General features: G+C 69.2%; 15 protein-coding genes. 6 read left to right on the top strand and 9 right to left on the bottom strand.

Annotated elements, in window-relative coordinates:
* Positions 1 to 100: 100 nt before the first annotated feature.
* Complete coding sequence (locus ACFQW8_RS15925) at positions 101 to 2,149, bottom strand: amylo-alpha-1,6-glucosidase (protein WP_380089074.1); 2,049 nt, start codon at positions 2,147 to 2,149, stop codon at positions 101 to 103.
* Between the two features lie 175 nt (positions 2,150 to 2,324).
* Between ACFQW8_RS15925 and ACFQW8_RS15920 the strand changes: the two genes are divergently transcribed.
* The 4 genes from ACFQW8_RS15920 to ACFQW8_RS15905 are packed head-to-tail and all read left to right on the top strand — an operon-like array spanning position 2,325 to position 6,627.
* The gene (locus tag ACFQW8_RS15920) at positions 2,325 to 3,392 is read left to right on the top strand and encodes a LacI family DNA-binding transcriptional regulator (protein WP_380089073.1); all 1,068 of its coding nucleotides are present in this window, start codon (positions 2,325 to 2,327) and stop codon (positions 3,390 to 3,392) included.
* A complete protein-coding gene (locus ACFQW8_RS15915) occupies positions 3,389 to 4,645 on the top strand; it encodes a sugar ABC transporter substrate-binding protein (RefSeq protein WP_380089072.1) in 1,257 nt (418 codons plus the stop codon). The genes ACFQW8_RS15920 and ACFQW8_RS15915 overlap by 4 nt, the downstream gene beginning before the upstream one ends.
* Positions 4,646 to 4,648: 3 nt before the next feature.
* The gene (locus ACFQW8_RS15910; RefSeq protein WP_380089071.1) at positions 4,649 to 5,776 is read left to right on the top strand and encodes a carbohydrate ABC transporter permease; all 1,128 of its coding nucleotides are present in this window, start codon (positions 4,649 to 4,651) and stop codon (positions 5,774 to 5,776) included.
* Positions 5,773 to 6,627 (top strand): carbohydrate ABC transporter permease, encoded by an 855-nt coding sequence (locus ACFQW8_RS15905; RefSeq protein ID WP_380089069.1) that lies wholly within the window; start codon positions 5,773 to 5,775, stop codon positions 6,625 to 6,627. The genes ACFQW8_RS15910 and ACFQW8_RS15905 overlap by 4 nt, the downstream gene beginning before the upstream one ends.
* A gap of 97 nt (positions 6,628 to 6,724) precedes the next feature.
* Here ACFQW8_RS15905 and acnA read toward each other — a convergent pair whose 3' ends face one another.
* From acnA to ACFQW8_RS15890, 3 genes are all read right to left on the bottom strand, one after another.
* Positions 6,725 to 9,535: an aconitate hydratase AcnA gene (gene acnA / locus ACFQW8_RS15900; RefSeq protein WP_380089068.1), complete on the bottom strand. Its 2,811-nt coding sequence runs from the start codon at positions 9,533 to 9,535 to the stop codon at positions 6,725 to 6,727.
* Positions 9,536 to 9,669: 134 nt separating this feature from the next.
* Positions 9,670 to 10,956: a class I SAM-dependent RNA methyltransferase gene (locus ACFQW8_RS15895; protein ID WP_380089067.1), complete on the bottom strand. Its 1,287-nt coding sequence runs from the start codon at positions 10,954 to 10,956 to the stop codon at positions 9,670 to 9,672.
* Positions 10,953 to 12,980 carry an APC family permease gene (locus tag ACFQW8_RS15890; RefSeq protein WP_380089065.1) on the bottom strand — a complete coding sequence of 676 codons (2,028 nt, stop codon included), beginning with the start codon at positions 12,978 to 12,980 and terminating at the stop codon, positions 10,953 to 10,955. Before ACFQW8_RS15890 ends, ACFQW8_RS15895 begins: the two co-directional genes overlap by 4 nt.
* A gap of 46 nt (positions 12,981 to 13,026) precedes the next feature.
* On the opposite strand from ACFQW8_RS15890, the gene ACFQW8_RS15885 reads away from it, so the two are divergent.
* On the top strand, positions 13,027 to 13,686 hold the full coding sequence (locus ACFQW8_RS15885; RefSeq protein ID WP_380089064.1) for a potassium channel family protein: 660 nt from the start codon (positions 13,027 to 13,029) through the stop codon (positions 13,684 to 13,686).
* Positions 13,687 to 13,708: 22 nt separating this feature from the next.
* The gene (locus ACFQW8_RS15880) at positions 13,709 to 14,395 is read left to right on the top strand and encodes a potassium channel family protein (protein ID WP_380089063.1); all 687 of its coding nucleotides are present in this window, start codon (positions 13,709 to 13,711) and stop codon (positions 14,393 to 14,395) included.
* Here the strand turns inward: ACFQW8_RS15880 and ACFQW8_RS15875 are convergent.
* The 5 genes from ACFQW8_RS15875 to ACFQW8_RS15855 all read right to left on the bottom strand — a co-directional run bounded on the left by ACFQW8_RS15875 (position 14,380) and on the right by ACFQW8_RS15855 (position 17,081).
* Positions 14,380 to 15,060, bottom strand: coding sequence for a DUF3159 domain-containing protein (locus ACFQW8_RS15875; RefSeq protein ID WP_380089061.1), 681 nt, complete (start codon positions 15,058 to 15,060; stop codon positions 14,380 to 14,382). The two genes, ACFQW8_RS15880 and ACFQW8_RS15875, sit on opposite strands and share 16 nt — an antisense overlap.
* Positions 15,061 to 15,068: 8 nt before the next feature.
* Positions 15,069 to 15,437 carry an OB-fold nucleic acid binding domain-containing protein gene (locus ACFQW8_RS15870; protein ID WP_380089060.1) on the bottom strand — a complete coding sequence of 123 codons (369 nt, stop codon included), beginning with the start codon at positions 15,435 to 15,437 and terminating at the stop codon, positions 15,069 to 15,071.
* Complete coding sequence (locus tag ACFQW8_RS15865; RefSeq protein ID WP_380089058.1) at positions 15,437 to 16,216, bottom strand: DUF3710 domain-containing protein; 780 nt, start codon at positions 16,214 to 16,216, stop codon at positions 15,437 to 15,439. The genes ACFQW8_RS15870 and ACFQW8_RS15865 overlap by 1 nt, the downstream gene beginning before the upstream one ends.
* A complete protein-coding gene (gene dut / locus ACFQW8_RS15860; protein ID WP_380089056.1) occupies positions 16,213 to 16,707 on the bottom strand; it encodes a dUTP diphosphatase in 495 nt (164 codons plus the stop codon). Before dut ends, ACFQW8_RS15865 begins: the two co-directional genes overlap by 4 nt.
* 74 nt (positions 16,708 to 16,781) lie before the next feature.
* Positions 16,782 to 17,081 (bottom strand): DUF4193 domain-containing protein, encoded by a 300-nt coding sequence (locus tag ACFQW8_RS15855; protein ID WP_009774670.1) that lies wholly within the window; start codon positions 17,079 to 17,081, stop codon positions 16,782 to 16,784.
* Positions 17,082 to 17,142 lie beyond the last annotated feature (61 nt).

The raw sequence follows: 17,142 nt of genomic DNA, 5'->3' as shown, positions 1-17,142 counted from the left end.
ACGAGCAGCAGGCTGCCCAGTGTGCGTCCGCGGGGTCGGTCGGGACGCCACGGAGGCGGGCGCCCTCCGTCGAGTCAGGTGCTGGCGTGGGCAGCCCCGTTCACGCGATGGTGACCTCGAGGCCGGGGGCTTGCACGTCCACGACCTCCCCGCCGGAGTCGACAGACACCGACACCTCGACGTCACCGACCCGTATCCCCCGCACCCTCGTGGCGCCGAAGGGTGCCGGTCTCATCGGCGCGATCGTGAGACTGCGGTTCGGCGCGTCGGCGGTCAGGCCGAGCGCAACCTCGACCAGCACCCCGGCCGACGCAGCCGCCCAGGCCTGCGGTCGGCACGACGCCGGGTAGGGCACGGGCCGTCCCATGAGGAGCTCGCCACCGAACAGCTCTGGCCACCTGTTCCCGCTCGAGGAGGCGACCTCGACGAGGGTCTCCAGCACGCGACCGGCCTCCTCGGTGAAGCCCTCCCTGGCCAGCCCGAGCGCCACGATGGCGTTGTCGTGCGTCCAGGCCGAGCCGGTGTGGTAGCCGACCGGGTTGTAGGCGGGGTTGTCACGAGAGAGGGTGCGCACACCGGCGTCCCCGAGCATGTCCGGCGCCGTGAGCGTCCGGGCCGCCCGTCGCGCCTCCGGCGCACTGAGCACGCCGCTCCCCAGGACGTGGCCCATGTTGCTGCCCACCCCGTCGACCGGAATGCCGTCGCCCGCGATCGCCATCGACAGGTATCTGCCGGTCGAGGACTCGTCGACCCAGAACAGCTCGCGGACGGTGTCGGTGAGCTCGTCGGCCCATGACCGCCACTCGTCACCGGGTTCACCGAGCACCGACTCGAGAAGGTGCGCCGCACCGCGCGCTGCGGCGACGGCATACGCCTGCGTCTCCAGCAGGGCGATGGGCCCCGTGGCGATCGAGCCGTCGCGGTGGCGCATCGAGTCGCCGGAGTCCTTCCAGCCCTGGTTGGCCAGGCCCGAGCCGCTCTCGTCGACGTAGCGGAGCAGCCCGTCACCCTGCTCTGCCTCGGCGCGCATCCAGGACAGGGCTGCGAGCAGGTGCGGTGCGAGCTCCTGGACGACCTGGTCGTCCAGGCCCCAACGCCACGAGTCGTGCAGCAACCTGACCCACAGAGGTGTCGCGTCGACCGAGCCGTAGTAGACCGGCGGCAGCGTCATGCCCGTCACCGGGTCGACGTAGGGCGTCCGCCGGACCTCGTGAAGGATCTTGCCCGGGGACGACGCGGCGACCGAGTCGGTGCCGGTCGCCTGGCGTCGGGCCAGCGCCCGCAACGTCCCCCGGGCGAGGTCGGTGCCGAAGGGCAGCATGAAGCGGGCTGCCCACAGGGAGTCGCGACCGAAGAGCGTGAGGTACCACGGCGTCCCTGCCGCCGCGAAGACGTCCCCGGGTGACTCCGGGTCGGTGAGCAGGAGCCCACGCAGGTCGACGAGCGACTGGGTGAGGACCCTGCCCGGGCGGGGGTCCGTGGCCTCGAGGGCGACGTCGTCCCAGGAGATCGCGTCCCAGCCCGCGTCGGCGGCAAAGACCGCGCCTCCCACGCGACGGCTCTGCACGCTCGTGTCAAGGGTCGACGAGCCGCCCGGCGCGACCGTCGTCGACCACACCCACGTCGCACTGCCGTCCTCGTGGTGGCTGGAGCCCGCCGACGCCGTGAACGTCGTGGCGTGGCGCCCGTCCTGCCAGGTCACGACACCGTCGCTGACCTGCGCGTCAAGGACGTCCGCGCCGGCCCCACCCTTCACCGTCGCCACGTCGGCTCCGTCGGCGCCGAGGCGGATCACCAGCCGCACCTCGACAGGTCCTGCGGCGTGCGAGCTGACGGTCAGGGTCTCGCGCATGCCCTGGTCGACGAGCATCCGCTCGCGCACGAGCCCCACCGTCGGGTCGGCGCCGACGTCGCCCAGCGAACGCAGGAGCGTCGACACGGTCGTCGTGGGACCGGAGCTCCCGGCTGTCAGCCAGGTGGGCCGCTCGTCCGCGACGCGCACCTCCCACAGCGAGAGGACGCGGCGGTCGTCGACGAACAGCCCGGTCCCGGGCTCACTCATGTCGCCGTGGCGGTCGGAGACGCTCGTGACGTTGCCCCGCACCGCGATCTCGAGCTCGTGGAGCCAGGGCTGCACGTAACGCGTCATGCTCTCATCCGCTCCCTGCTCTCGGTCCTCGGCGTGGGCGGCAATGCCCTCGGTCGCTTGACAGCCAAACGTGGTCCGGGTCACAGTAGGCACTATAGCGATTTGAAGGTTCAAATTCGATAGGCATCGTTTTGGGCCCGCAGCCGCACCGCTTCTCACCGTCGAGGAGGTCCCCATGGCGTCACGGCCGTCAGCGCGAAGCCGCGCGACCGTCAACGACGTCGCGTCCGCGGCGCGGGTCTCACGCCAGACGGTCTCGAACGCCCTCATGCACCCCGAGAGGGTCAGACCCGAGACCTTGCGGCGCGTGCACGCAGAGATCGAGCGACTGGGCTACTCCCCCTCGACGGCTGCCAGCTCCCTGCGCCAGCAACGGGCCGGTGCGGTGGGCATGGAGCTGACCGGCCTGGGGTCGCAGTCCCTGAGCGACGCCCTCGCGCCGTTCCTGGTCTCGCTCACCATCTGCGCTCCCACCCACGAGTGCCACATCGTCACGTTCGGGTCCGACCAGGACGGCCCCACCCTCGAGCGGTACCGCGAGATGTGGCGCGGCCGCCTCGTCGACGCCTTCGTCATCATGGACACCCACCACGGCGACCCCCGCCCGACGTGGCTGGCCGACCAAGGGATCCCGTTCGCCTCCTTCGGCCGTGTCTGGGACGAGCCCGCCTTCACGGCCTGGGCCGACGTGGACGGGCGCGCCGGTACCGACACCGCGGTGGAGCACCTCGTGTCAGAGGGGTACGGACCCATCGGCTACCTCGGGTGGCCCTACGGCTCCCTCGTGGGTGACGAGCGCCGCGAGGGCTGGGCCATCGCCACTGCTCGCCATGGCCGCGGCGACCTGACCCTCCAGGCAATCTCCAACCAGGTGCTCCCCGAGGCCATCGACGCGGCGGGTCAGCTGGTCGACCGCGTCGGCACCGGTGGCGCCATCGTCTGCGCGTCCGACCTGCTCGCCCTCGCCGTCCACCACGTCCTGCTCACCCGTGGGCTGAGGCCGGGTCGGGACGTGGGGATCGTCGGCTTCGACGGATCACAGTCCGCACTCGCGCACGGTCTCACCAGCGTGGCGCAGCCGTTCCGGGCGATCGCCGACGAGCTGCTGACCCAGGTGCACGACCAGCTCACCTCCGCTCCCCAGCGCACCTCCGGCGTCATGCTCACCCCCACCCTCGTCCACCGCTCCAGCTCGCATCGCCGACCCACCGCCCCCGCCACCCACCACCAGGAGAAGTCATGAACACCCACCGCGCCCGGCGCTCTCGCGCCGCCATCGTCTGTGCCGCAGGCGTCATCCTCTCGCTCACCGCATGCGGCGGCGGCGGAGGGTTCGAAGAGGAGTCCGCAGCCCCACAGCAGTCGACCGGACCCTCCAAGCTCCAGATCCTCATCGGCACGTCCGGTGACGCCGAGACCGCTGCTGTCAAGGCTGCCGCGGACGGCTGGGCGAAGAAGACCGGCAACACCGCCGAGGTCGTCGTCGCCTCCGACCTGAACCAGCAGCTGGGCCAGGGGTTCGCCGGCGGGACGCCGCCGGACATCTTCTACGCCGACGCTGCCCGCATCGGCGACTTCGCCAAGGCCGGGAACCTCTTCGCCTACGGCGACCAGGTCAAGGACGCCGGCTTCCTCGACAGCCTCGTCAAGACCTACACCTACGAGGACAAGCTCCAGTGCGCGCCCAAGGACTTCTCGACCCTGGCGCTCATCATCAACACCGACCTGTGGACCAAGGCCGGCCTCACCGATGCCGACATCCCCAAGGACTGGGCCGGGCTCGAGGCAGCCGCAAAGAAGCTCACCAGCGGCAAGGTCACCGGCCTCGTCGTCAGCGGTGAGTGGGCCCGGGTGGGCGCCTTCATGAAGCAGGCGGGTGGCTGGGTCGTCAACGAGGACGGCACCGAGGTCACGGCCGACTCGGCCGAGAACCTCGCCGGGCTGACGCAGGCGCAGAAGCTCCTCAAGTCCGGGTCCATGAAGTACGCCAAGGAGGTCGACTCCGGCTGGGGCGGCGAGGCACTGGGCAAGGGCGTTGCCGCGATGACGATCGAGGGCAACTGGATCCGGGGCGCCCTCACCAAGGACTTCCCGAACATCAAGACCAAGGTCGTCGAGCTGCCCGAGGGCCCCGGCGGCAAGGGCACCCTCGTCTTCAGCAACTGCTGGGGCATCGCTGCCAAGTCGAAGTCGCAGGCGGCGGCGGTCGACCTCGTCAAGACGCTGACCGCAACCGAGCAGCAGATGGCCTTCGCCAAGGCGTTCGGCGTCATGCCGTCGACCAAGGAGGGCAGCGAGCAGTACGCCCAGGAGTTCCCGGACAACGCCGCCTTCGCTGCCGGCGGTGAGTACGGTCAGGGCCCGGTCAACGCGCCTGGCTTCGACCCCGTCATGGCCGCGTTCAACACCGACCTCGAGCAGCTGAAGACCAAGGACCCCAAGGCCATCCTCGAGGCCCTCCAGAAGAATGGCGCCTCCGCCCTCGGCGGGAAGTGAGCCATGACCAGTGATGTCGCATCCCGTCGCGGCCGGACAGCCTCCGGCCGCGACGGGGCCCGCAAGGGTGACGGCGCGGCCGGCTGGTTGTTCACCGCCCCGATGCTCCTGATCCTCGGTGTCTTCCTGTTCATCCCGGTACTCATGGCCTTCTACGTGAGCCTGACCAGCTGGAACGGCAACGGATCGCCGTTCACGGGAGGGGAGAACGCGCAGTTCGTCGGGGTCGACAACTACACTTCTCTGTTCGCCGAGGACGGCCTGCGGCGAGAGAACTTCATGCAGAGCATCGGCAACAACTTCTGGTTCGTGTTCTTCGTCGTGCCGCTGCAGACCGCCCTGTCGTTCTTCCTCGCCGTCATCGTCAACAACAAGTTCCTCAAGGGCAAGGGGTTCTTCCGGACCGCGTTCTACTTCCCGTCGGTGACCAGCTCGATCGCGATCTCGGTCGTGTTCATCTTCCTGTTCGCGAACTCGGGTGCGGTCAACGCCGTGCTGAGCAAGCTCGGCGTCGACGGGCCGGCCTGGTTCAGCGATGCCCGTGGGCTGTTCCACATCCTCGCCGGCGTCGTCGGTGTGGACGGCGCGCCCGGCTTCGCCGAGTCGGAGCTCCTCGGACGCAGTCTCTGGGACTGGTTCTCCGGGCCCTCGGTCGCCATGTGCGTCGTCATCATCCTCGTCGTCTGGACCACCACCGGAACCTTCATGCTCATGTTCCTCGCAGCACTGCAGGACGTCCCGGTGGAGGTCGAGGAGGCCGCAATGCTCGACGGCACCACGGGGTGGCAGAAGATGCGTCACGTCACGATTCCGATCCTCAAGCCCGCCTTCTTCCTCGTGACGACCCTCGGACTCATCGGCACGTGGCAGGTGTTCGACCAGATCTACGTCATGGGCAAGGGCGCCCCCGCGAACACGACGTTGACACCGGCGTTCCTGTCCTACAAGCAGTCGTTCACGACTCTCGACTACGGGACGGGCGCGGCCATATCGTTCGTCGTCTTCGCCCTCATCATCACGCTCACCTCGGCGCAGCGGTGGCTCCTGCGAGACCGGGGCCCCAAGCCCCGGCGCAAGGCACGCCTGGCCAGCATCGCGGCCTCCAACACCCAGACCGGAGCGAGGAAATGACCCAACGCACGCCCACGTGGAAGCTGCTGGTCTTCTACTTCCTGCTCGTCCTGTTCGCCGTCGTCTTCATCTATCCCTTCTTCATCCAGATCGCCACCTCGTTCAAGTCCAACCCCGCGGCCACCCAGGACCCCCTGAGCCTGCTCCCCAACCCCCTCGACCTCGATGCCTGGAAGCGGATCTTCGGAGTCGAGGGTGGCTCGGCGATCCCCATCCCCACGTGGACCATGAACTCCTTCCTCGTGGCCACCGTCGTCACTGCCCTGCGGGTCTTCCTCGACAGCCTCGCCGGGTACGCGTTGTCACGCCTGAAGTTCCGCGGCCGCGGCTTCCTGTTCGCGACGGTGCTCGCCGTGATGGCCGTGCCCGGGGTGGCGCTGCTCATCCCGAAGTTCCTCATCGTCAACTACCTGGGCATCTATGACACCTACACCGCGATGATCCTCCCCCTCATCGTCGATGCGGCCGGCGTCTTCATCATGAAGCAGTTCTTCGACTCGATCCCGGTCTCGATCGAGGAGGCCGCCCGCATCGACGGAGCCAGCGTCTTCCGCACCTTCTGGTCGGTCGTGCTCCCTATGGCCAAGCCGGCGCTCATCACCCTGACGATCCTGTCGTTCCAGGGTTCGTGGAACGAGTTCGGGCACTTCCTCGTCGTCACCCAGGACGTCGAGAAGCGCACCCTCGTGACCGGTCTGGCCAGCCTGGCCAGCGGCGAGCTCAGCGCGGGGACGCAGTACCCCCTCAAGCTCGGAGCCGCCCTGCTCACCACCATCCCCGTCGCCATCCTGTTCTTCATCTTCCAGCGCCACTTCACCTCGGGCGCCAACGAGGGCGGGGTCAAGGGCTGAGCCCGGCTCGGCCCAGCACGACAAACGACAACGAGAGACGCCGGTATGCCGTGAGCTCACGGCATACCGGCGTCGTCGTCCTTCCGACGGAGTCGGGCTACTTCACGAGCGACCGCAGGACGTACTGGAGGATGCCGCCGTTGCGGTAGTAGTCGGCCTCACCGGGGGTGTCGATGCGGACGACCGCATCGAACTCGATCGGCGACTCGGTGCCGGAGTCCTTGCGCGCGGACACCCTGACCGTCCTGGGCGTCGTGCCGTCGTTGAGGGCGGCGATCCCCGTGATCGAGATCGTCTCGGTGCCGTCCAGGCCCAGCGAGTCGGCGTCCTGGCCCTCGGGGTACTGGAGCGGGATGACGCCCATACCAATGAGGTTCGAGCGGTGGATGCGCTCGTAGCTCTCGGCGATGACGGCTCGGACGCCGAGCAGGCGGGTGCCCTTGGCGGCCCAGTCACGCGAGGAACCCGAGCCGTACTCCTTGCCCGAGAGGATGACCAGCGGCACCCCCGCGGCCTGGTAGGCGGCCGAGGCGTCATAGATCGTCGACTGCTCGCCGGCCTTGGCCTCGGGGGTGTCGATGAAGGTCCGGGTGAAGCCACCCTCGACGCCGTCGAGCAGGAGGTTCTTGAGGCGGATGTTGGCGAACGTGCCGCGGATCATGACCTCGTGGTTGCCGCGACGTGAGCCGTAGGAGTTGAAGTCCTTGCGCTCGACACCGTGCTCGGCGAGGTACTTGCCGGCGGGGCTGTCGGCCTTGATCGAGCCGGCCGGGCTGATGTGGTCGGTCGTGACCGAGTCACCGAGCTTGGCCAGGACCCGGGCGTCCTCGATGTCGACCACGGGTGTGGTGTCCATCGACATGCCGTCGAAGTACGGAGGCTTGCGGACGTAGGTCGAGTCCTCCGCCCACTCGAAGGTCTTGCCCTCGGGCGTGGGCAGGCTCTGCCAGCGCTGGTCACCCGCGAACACGTCGGCGTAGTCGCTGGTGAACATCTCCTTGCTGATGCTCTCGGCGATGACTCGCTCCACGTCGGCGGGCGCCGGCCACAGGTCACGCAGGAAGACCTCCGTGCCGTCGCTGTCGGTGCCCAGCGGCTGGGTGTCGAAGTCGAAGTCCATCGTCCCGGCCAGTGCGTAGGCGATGACGAGCGGCGGCGACGCGAGGTAGTTCATCTTGACGTCGGGGTTGATGCGCCCCTCGAAGTTGCGGTTGCCCGAGAGGACCGAGACGACGGCGAGGTCGTGGTCGTTCACGGCCTGGCTCACCTCGTCGATGATCGGACCGGAGTTGCCGATGCACGTCGTGCAGCCGTAGCCGACGAGGTGGAAGCCGAGCTTCTCGAGGTAGGGCCACATGCCGGCCTTCTCGTAGTAGCCGGTGACGACCTTGGAGCCGGGGGCCATCGAGGTCTTGACCCAGGGGGCGACCGTGAGGCCTCGCTCGACAGCGTTCTTGGCCAGCATGGCGGCGGCCATCATGACCGACGGGTTCGAGGTGTTGGTGCACGACGTGATCGAGGCGATCGCCACGATGCCGTGGTCGACCTCGGTGGCCTGACCGTTGATCGTGATCGCGACCCTCTTGTTCGGGCGGTCGCTGCCGTCGCCCCGGTCGGCCGGCTTGTCGCCACCGTTGCGACCCTCGGGCGAACCCTGGGGAGTCGGGTCGCTCGCCGGGAAGGACGAGGCCAGACCGTCGTCACCCTCCTCGTGCGCCACGTAGGTGGGAAGCACCTTGCGGAACGACTCCTTGGCGTCGGTCAGGGCGATGCGGTCCTGCGGACGCTTCGGGCCGGCGATCGACGGGACGACCGTGGAGAGGTCGAGCTCGAGGCGCTCGGAGTAGCGCGCCTCCGCGGAGGCGTCCAGCCACATGCCCTGCTCCTTGGCGTAGGCCTCGACGAGCGCGAGCGACTCCTCGGAGCGACCCGTCAGACGCAGGTAGTCCAGGGTGACCGAGTCGATGGGGAAGATCGCACAGGTCGAGCCGAACTCCGGGCTCATGTTGCCGATGGTCGCGCGGTTGGCCAGCGGCACGGCCGAGACACCCTCGCCGTAGAACTCGACGAACTTGCCGACGACGCCGTGGGCGCGCAGCTGCTCGGTGATCGTGAGGACGACGTCGGTCGCGGTGGCACCGGCCGGGATCTCGCCCGTGAGCTTGAAGCCGACGACGCGCGGGATGAGCATGGAGACGGGCTGGCCGAGCATGGCCGCCTCGGCCTCGATGCCGCCGACGCCCCACCCGAGGACGCCGAGCCCGTTGACCATCGTCGTGTGCGAGTCGGTGCCCACACAGGTGTCGGGGTAGGCGACGACACCGGTCTCGGTCTCGCGCGTCATGACGGTGCGGGCGAGGTGCTCGATGTTGACCTGGTGGACGATGCCGGTGCCCGGGGGGACGACCTTGAAGTCCTCGAAGGCGGTCTGGCCCCAGCGCAGGAACTGGTAGCGCTCGCCGTTGCGCTCGTACTCGATGTCGACGTTGCGCTCGAAGGCGTCGGCGCGACCGAAGACGTCGATGATGACGGAGTGGTCGATGACCATCTCGGCGGGGCTGAGCGGGTTGATCCTGGCCGGGTCGCCGCCGAGGTCGGCAACGGCCTCGCGCATGGTGGCGAGGTCGACGATGCAGGGCACCCCGGTGAAGTCCTGCATGAGGACGCGGGCGGGCGTGAACTGGATCTCGGTGTCGGGGTCGGCGTTCTCGTCCCACGCGCCGAGCGCCCGGATGTGGTCGGCCGTGATGTTGGCGCCGTCCTCGGTGCGCAGGAGGTTCTCGAGGAGGACCTTGAGGCTGTAGGGAAGCGTCTGGCTCCCCTCGACCGCCGCGAGGCGGTAGATCTCGTAGGCGTTGTCGCCCACCTGGAGTTCGCCGTGTGCCTTGAAGCTGTCAGTGCTCGTCACGAGCCTGCTCCTTCCGCGCGTCATCGCGTGTGTCGGTCCACCAAATTATCTTGACGTCAAGATACTAGTGGAGGGGCCTTCCTGTCCAACCTTCCCACGCCGGAAACGGCGATGGGCGGCGCGGCCCGGGTCCGTCAGAGCTGGTCCCGCTCGAAGATCGCCACGCACTCGACGTGGTGCGTCATGGGGAAGGCGTCGAACGCCCTCAGGGAGACGAGCGCGTAGCCGCGCTCCATCAGGTATGCCGTGTCGCGGGCCAGCGCTGCCGGGTCGCAGGCGACGTAGGCCAGGGCACGGGGCGCCAAGGAGACGACGGCTCCGATCACCGCCTTGCCGGCACCGGTGCGCGGCGGGTCGAGCACCACGATGTCGGCGGTGGGAGGCATGGCGCTGTTCGGCCGGCGAGGCGCACTCCGACGACGGCCACCCTTGCGCGAACCGGCCACGCGTCCCGTCGACTCGACACCGAAGACGTGGTCGACGCGGCCCTGGACGTAGTGGACCCACGGAGTGGACTCGACGTTGAGCCGGGCCTGGGCCACAGCAGTGGCGTCCGACTCGACGGCGATGACCTGCCCGCCCTCCCTCACGGCCTGTGCCAGAGCAGAGGTGAAGACGCCGACACCCGCATAGAGGTCGAGGCAGCGCTCGCCCGGCTGGGGTTGCAACCCGTCGATGACGGCGTCGACGAAGGTGGCGGCGGCGCCCGGATGCACCTGCCAGAAACCCCGCGCACTCACCTCGAACTCGCGCGAGAGCGACTGCCCCACAACGCTCTCCGTCACGACCGGTGCCACGGTCTCATCCGACGGGATGCGCACGACGACCGCCGCACCCTCACTGGGGGCGATGACGTCGACGGCCTTCTCACCAGCCCAATGACCCTGCAGCACACCGGTGCCGACGACTCGCTCGCTGGCGATGAGGCAGTCGTCGATCGTCAGGACGTCATGGCTGCGGTGCCGCCGCATGCCCGCCCGTGCATCGCGGCCCACGGCGAACTCGGCCCGGGTGCGCCACCGCAACCCGTCCACGTCACCTGGCACCGGCTCGACCACGACCTCGCGCTCGACGTGGGCCAGACGCTGCAGCTGCTCCGCCACGACCCCTGCCTTGAGGCGCCGTTGCTCGGCGGGCTCGACGTGCTGGAAGTCGCAGCCACCGCACAGTCCGGGACCGGCATACGGGCAGGGCGGTTCGACCCGGTGAGGGGAGGCATCGAGGACCTCGACGGCATCGGCACGCAGGAAGCGGTCACCGGACCCGCCCTCGGTGATGCGCACGCGCACGCGCTCCCCGGGGAGCGTGTGTCGCACGAAGAGGACGCGGCCCTCGTGCCGCGCGACGACGAAGCCACCGTGGGCGATCGGCCCTGCGTCGACGACGACCTCGTCGCCGACCGTGAGGTCTGCCTCGCTCATCCCTCGCCGCGGCGCACGTCGCCGGCCACGGGGCCGTCCAAGCGTTCCTCGACACCTGCGGAGGACACCAGCTGCCAGGGCACGCTGGCCACCATGACCCCCGGGGTGAACAAGAGGCGGCCCTTGAGCCGTAGCGCGCTCTGGTTGTGCAGGGCCTGCTCCCACCAGTGCCCCAGGACGTACTCGGGGATGTAGACGACGACGATGTCGCGCGGGTTGCCGGACCGGATCGACTTCACGTAGTCGACGACCGGGCGGGTCACCTCGCGGTAGGGGCTGTCGAGGGCCTTGAGGGGGAGCGGGATGTCGCGGCGGTCCCACTCGACCTGAAGCGCCTTGGTCTCGTCGGGGTCCACGTCGACGGTCAGGGCCTCGAGCATCGAGGGCCGGGTGGCCCGCGCATAGGCGAGCGCCCGCAGCGTCGGCTTGTGGATCTTGGACACGAGGACGATGGCGTGAACCCTCGACGGCAGGAGCTGCTGCCTGGTGTCGCCCTCGTCGACGCGCAGCTCGTCGCGCACCCGGTCGTAGTGACGCCTCACCCGCATCATGAGGAAGTAGAGGATGGCCATGGCCGCCATCGCGTAGCCGGCACCGTGCAGGAACTTCGTCGCGAGGACGACGAGGAGGACCAGGCCACACATCACCGCACCCACGCCGTTGATGATCCGGCTGCGCTGCATGCGTGCCCGGGTCCGAGGGTTTCGCTCGACCGCGAGGTGGCGGTTCCAGTGCCGGACCATGCCGACCTGGCTCAGCGTGAACGAGACGAAGACACCGACGATGTAGAGCTGGATGAGCTTGGTGACCTGCGCGTCGTAGAGCGCGATGAGCACCGCCGCAGCGCCGGCCAGGATGAGGATCCCGTTGGAGAACGCGAGCCGGTCGCCCCGAGTGTGGAGCTGACGCGGCAGGAAGCCGTCCTTGGCGAGGATCGAGCCGAGGACCGGGAAGCCGTTGAACGCCGTGTTGGCCGCGAGGAAGAGGATGAGCCCGGTGACGACGGAGACGAGGACGACGCCGGGGAGGAAGCCGTCGAAGACCGCCTTGGAGACCTGACCCATCACGGTGTCCTGCACGTGTCCCTCACCGACCGGCTGACCGTCCCGGAGCAGCTGGGTCGCCGGGTCCTCGGCGATCTTGACACCGGTCCACCGGGCGAGAGCCACCATGGAGACGAGCATCGTGATGGCCAGGCCACCCATGAGGAGGAGCGTCGTCGCCGCGTTGCGGCTCTTCGGCTTCTGGAACGCGGGCACCCCGTTGGAGATCGCCTCGACGCCGGTGAGCGCCGCACAGCCGGACGAGAACGCCCGCAGCAGCAGGAACGCCATCGCCGCCGTGCCGAGTGCGCCCATGCCGGGCTCGGGGGCGAGCTCGAGCTCCGCACTCTCGGCGAGCGGGAGGGTCCCCGCCGCCTCGCGGAAGAACCCGATGACCGCCATGCCGAGAATCGTCAACATGAAGAGGTAGGTCGGGAGCGCGAAGGCCTTGCCGGACTCCCGGACCCCGCGCAGGTTCATGGCGGTGAGAAGGACGACGATCGTCACGGCGGCGGCCACCTCGTGCCCGCGCAGGAACGTGAAGGCCGATGCGGCGTTCTGGACACCTGCCGAGACCGACACCGCGACGGTGAGGACGTAGTCGACGAGGAGGGCGCTGCCGACGGTGAGGCCGGCCTTGGGCCCCAGGTTGACGCTCGCCACCTCGTAGTCGCCACCACCGGACGGGTAGGCATGGACGTTCTGGCGGTAGCTCAGGACGACGACGGCCATGACGACGACGACGCCGAGCGCGATCTCCCAGGAGTGGGTGGCGGCCAGCGCTCCGCCAGCGAGGCCGAGGGTGAGCAGGATCTCGTCCGGGGCGTAGGCCACGGACGACAGCGCGTCGCTGGCGAAGACGGGAAGCGCGAGGCGCTTGGGGAGGAGGGTCTCGCCGAGCCGGTCCGAGCGCATGGCCCGCCCGAGGATGACGCGTTTGACCACGCGACCTGAGGAACTCACGACGGCCACTCTATGCATCCGCGCGCCCCGTTGCGCCCATGGTTCGCCGGTGTAGCGTCGGAGCGTGCATTTCGTCATCATGGGCTGCGGCCGCGTCGGTGCCTCGCTGGCCCGAGCCCTCGAACGGGCAGGCCACGAGGTCGCGATCATCGACCAGGACGAGTCGGCCTTTCGCCGGCTGGGTGCGTCCTTCGAGGGGCGGCGCGTCGTCGGGGTCGGCTTCGACCGTGACACCTTGCGTGAGGCCGGGATCGAGGAGGCCTATGCGTTCGCGGCCGTCTCGAGCGGTGACAACTCCAACATCCTCGCGGCACGGGTCGCTCGCGAGAAGTTCGGCGTCGAGAACGTCGTCGCCCGCATCTATGACCCCGGTCGCGCCGAGATCTACCAACGGCTCGGCATACCCACGGTGGCGACGGTCAAGTGGACGAGCGACCAGGTCCTCCGCCGACTCCTCCCCCAGGGCCACGTCCCGGAGTTCACCGATCCCAGCGGTCGGGTGGTCATCGCGGAGATGCCGGTCAACCCTGCCTGGGTGGGTCGTCGCGTCTTCGACCTCGAAGCCGTCGTCGGTGGACGGGTCGCCTACCTCACCCGTCTCGGCGAGGGCCTCATCCCCACGAGCGAGACCGTCCACCAGGACGGTGACCTCATCCACTTCTCGCTCGACCGCGACCGCCTCTCCGAGGCCGAGCGAATCCTCGACGCCGCTCCCCCGGCCTAACCGACAGCAAGGACCACCACGCATGCGCGTCGTCATCGCCGGAGCCGGGAGTGTCGGTCGCTCCATCGCCCGTGAGCTCATCCGCAACGGACACCAGCTCCTCCTCATCGACCGGGACGCCGACGGCGAGCGGGTCGCCAAGGTCGCTGACGCTGCCTGGCTCCAGGCCGATGCCTGCGAGCTGAGCGCCCTCACCGAGGCCGGTGTCGCGGACTGCGACGTCGTCGTCGCGGCCACCGGGGACGACAAGACCAACCTCGTCGTCTCGCTGCTCGCCAAGACGGAGTTCGGCGTCCCGCGGACGGTGGCCCGCGTCAACAACCCCAAGAACGAGTGGATGTTCGACGACGCCTGGGGTGTCGACGTCGCCGTCTCGACACCACGCCTGATGACCGCACTCATCGAGGAAGCCGTCTCGGTCGGCGACCTCGTGCGGATCTTCGAGTTCCAGCAGGGTCACGCCGCGATGGTGGAGATGACGTTGCCCGAGGGCAGTCCGTATGCCGGCACGCGCGTCGGTGACATCGCCTTCCCTCCCGACACGGTCCTCACCGCGATCATCCGCGGCGGCGCCCCGATCGCGCCCAGCCGTGACGACGCCCTGGAACCGCTCGACGAGCTGCTCTTCATCACGACGACCGACGGCGAGTCAGACCTCGAGTCGATGCTCAGCCCCGGCACCCGGCAGAAGCGTCAGCTCGACGACTGAGCGACCTCGGGGTCGAGCTGTTGGGGCGTGTTGCCACGGACGAGCAGCCAGCCCATGACCGCCACCCCCGCAAGCCACAACGGCCAGCCCAGGACGATCTTGGCGACGCCCAGCGCCTCCACCTGCGCGGCGAGGTAGAGGGGGATCTGGATCGAGAGCCGCACGACGTAGACCCCCACGAGAACCCACGACAGGCGCGAGCACACTCGCACCATCCCGGCATCCCGACGCCAGCCGAACGGGTCGTCGGCAACGCGCGGGTCGCCCGCTCCGACGAGGAAGCCCACCGCGGGCCACCTCACGAGGATCGAGACCACGGTGCCGACGAGGTAGGCGCCCGAGAGGAGCATGCCGGGCAGGAAGGCGTCCTCGGCCCGGCCGCTGCGCATGGCGAAGAACGCCGCGAGTCCCGTGGCGATGACGGCCCCGAAGACGTGTTGCAGGCTGGAGCGCTGCACGACCCGGACGACGGCGAGGACGACCGCCACGCCGACAGCAGTCCAGACAGCCAGCTGCAGGTCCTGGCGCCAGCTCCACAGCGCGATGAACGCGATGGTCGGCAGGGCCGTCTCCAGGGAGCCGCGCCACCCACCGAGGGCCGCGGACAACCGCCGCCGGATGAGCTGCTCGACCGTCTGCGCTGCAGCCCTCTCGTCCGCGCTCACCTCTGCGCTCACTTGGTCGCGACGATCTGGTAGGTCGGGTTGAAGATCGTGGGCTGGCCCTTGGCCTTGGCGATGCGACCCTGCGCGGTGAGGAAGACGCCGGGCTCGATGCCGGCGATGCGGCGACGGCCGATCCACACGAGGTTGACCGAGCGTTCACCGTCGAAGAGCTCGGCCACGAGCACCGGCATGCCCTGGCGCGGGGGCATGGTGATGCAGCGGATGCAGCCCGCGACAGTGGCCTCCCGGCGCTCGACCAGCTTGCCTGCGCACGCGACTGCGGCGCCGGGGTCGGAGATGGTCCGCTGCCGGATCTCGTCGGCCTCGAGCTGGGTCTCGGTCCGGGTGAGGTCTCGCAAACGCTGCTTCAGGCCCATCAGCGCACCTCGGTGATCTCGGGACCGCGTTGGAACGGGTTGAGGTCGTCCGTCGACGTCGGGCTCTCCTCCGCGCCGGGCGCGGTCGGCACCGGTGCGGCCTCTTCCTGCGGCAGGCTCAGCGGAAGCAGCTCCCGCGGTGCCATGGGGTCGCTGCCGCGCACGACGACGGTCTCGCGGAAGATCTCGAGCAGCTTCTGGGCGGCCGGCTCGTCGATGGCCCCACGGCCGGAGATGACTCCGCGCAGGAACCACCGCGGCCCGTCGACGCCGATGAAGCGCGCCGGGGCAAAGACGGTGCGTCCATCCGGGCCCGCACTGGGCATCCGGGTGCGGAGCTCGGCGCCGAACTCGGTGTGCTCGACGTCCGCCGTGCCGCCCTGGGCCTCGATCGCGACCGCGATCTCGGAGCGGATCTGCGCCCACAGGCCACCGGATCGGGGCGCCGCGAACGCCTGGAGCTGCAGCGCGGACTCGCCCACGACAGCGGTCGCCGCAATGACGTTCTGCTGCTCCTGGTCGATCTCGAGGCGCAGCTCCATGCCCTCCGTGCCGCTGATGCGCAACGAACCCAGGTCGAGCCGCCCGTCGTCGTCGTCGACCTCGGTCGCGTCGAACGGTCCGGCCGAGCGGTCCACGGGCTCGTCGGCAACGATCTGCGCCGAGCCCTCGGTCACGTCGTCCGACGCGTCCTGCGATGCGTCGGTGTCGGTGTCGACTGCAGACTCTGCCTCGACGGCCGTCTCTGCGTCGGCCTTGCGCCGGCGAAAGATGCTCACGGTGTGGTCACTTCCTCGAAGGTGTCTGGAGACGTCGTGCCGAAGCCTCCGGTGGATCCATGTCCAGTGTCCCCCCGGACGCTGTCAGGCAGCGAGTCGGCCTCGCTGAAGAGGGCGTGGAGATGTTCCTGGACGACGATCTGGGCGATGCGGTCGCCCACCGAGACGGTGAACGACTCGTGGGGGTCCAGGTTGACGAGGTTCACGAGAATCTCGCCGCGGTACCCGGAGTCGATCGTCCCGGGAGCATTGACGACGGTCACGCCGTGTCGTGCCGCCAGGCCGGAGCGCGGGTGGACGAGCCCCACCGTGCCCGGCGGCAGAGCGATCGCGATGCCCGTGGCGACGAGTGCACGCTCACCTGGAGCGAGGGTCACCGTTGTCACCGCGCTCAGGTCGGCCCCGGCGTCGCCGTCCGACGAGTATGCCGGGATACGGGCTTCCGGAGTGAGCCGCCGGAAGGCGACCGGAATGCGAGAAGGGCCAGTCACGGGGACTGACCCTATCTCGGACGCAGGCGTGGTCGACCACCGTCGGACCACGCGGGACGTGCGCGGGGCATTGCTCAGGCAGCGCACTCGCGGCAGACCATCTGGCCGGCCTTCTCGCTCGCCAGCTGGCTGCGGTGGTGCACCAGGAAGCACCGCGAACAGGTGAACTCGTCGGCCTGACGCGGGATGACCCGCACCGACATCTCCTCACCGGAGAGGTCTGCTCCGGGGAGCTCGAACCCTTCGGCCTGCTCGGTCTCGTCGACGTCCACGCTGGAGGATCGCTTGTCGTTGCGACGCGTCTTGAGCTCCTCGATGGAGTCCTCCGACAGCTCATCGTCAGTCTTGCGTGGGGCGTCGTAATCGGTCGCCATGGCTCTCCTTCCACAAAGTCGTCCGGCCGTTCACCGACGAGCTGTCGGTGCTGGCATCCCT

The organism is Knoellia altitudinis (genome assembly GCF_042666355.1).
In the GTDB taxonomy this organism is placed as follows: domain Bacteria; phylum Actinomycetota; class Actinomycetes; order Actinomycetales; family Dermatophilaceae; genus Knoellia; species Knoellia altitudinis.
This window is presented reverse-complemented; position numbering and strand designations above follow the sequence as displayed.

Coding starts and splice junctions, on each gene's coding strand:
- ACFQW8_RS15925 (WP_380089074.1), bottom strand. CDS start 2,149: ATGACGCGTTACGTGCAGCCCTGGCTCCACGAGCTCGAGATCGCGGTG.
- ACFQW8_RS15920 (WP_380089073.1), top strand. CDS start 2,325: ATGGCGTCACGGCCGTCAGCGCGAAGCCGCGCGACCGTCAACGACGTC.
- ACFQW8_RS15915 (WP_380089072.1), top strand. CDS start 3,389: ATGAACACCCACCGCGCCCGGCGCTCTCGCGCCGCCATCGTCTGTGCC.
- ACFQW8_RS15910 (WP_380089071.1), top strand. CDS start 4,649: ATGACCAGTGATGTCGCATCCCGTCGCGGCCGGACAGCCTCCGGCCGC.
- ACFQW8_RS15905 (WP_380089069.1), top strand. CDS start 5,773: ATGACCCAACGCACGCCCACGTGGAAGCTGCTGGTCTTCTACTTCCTG.
- ACFQW8_RS15895 (WP_380089067.1), bottom strand. CDS start 10,956: ATGAGCGAGGCAGACCTCACGGTCGGCGACGAGGTCGTCGTCGACGCA.
- ACFQW8_RS15890 (WP_380089065.1), bottom strand. CDS start 12,980: ATGCATAGAGTGGCCGTCGTGAGTTCCTCAGGTCGCGTGGTCAAACGC.
- ACFQW8_RS15880 (WP_380089063.1), top strand. CDS start 13,709: ATGCGCGTCGTCATCGCCGGAGCCGGGAGTGTCGGTCGCTCCATCGCC.
- ACFQW8_RS15870 (WP_380089060.1), bottom strand. CDS start 15,437: ATGGGCCTGAAGCAGCGTTTGCGAGACCTCACCCGGACCGAGACCCAG.
- ACFQW8_RS15855 (WP_009774670.1), bottom strand. CDS start 17,081: ATGGCGACCGATTACGACGCCCCACGCAAGACTGACGATGAGCTGTCG.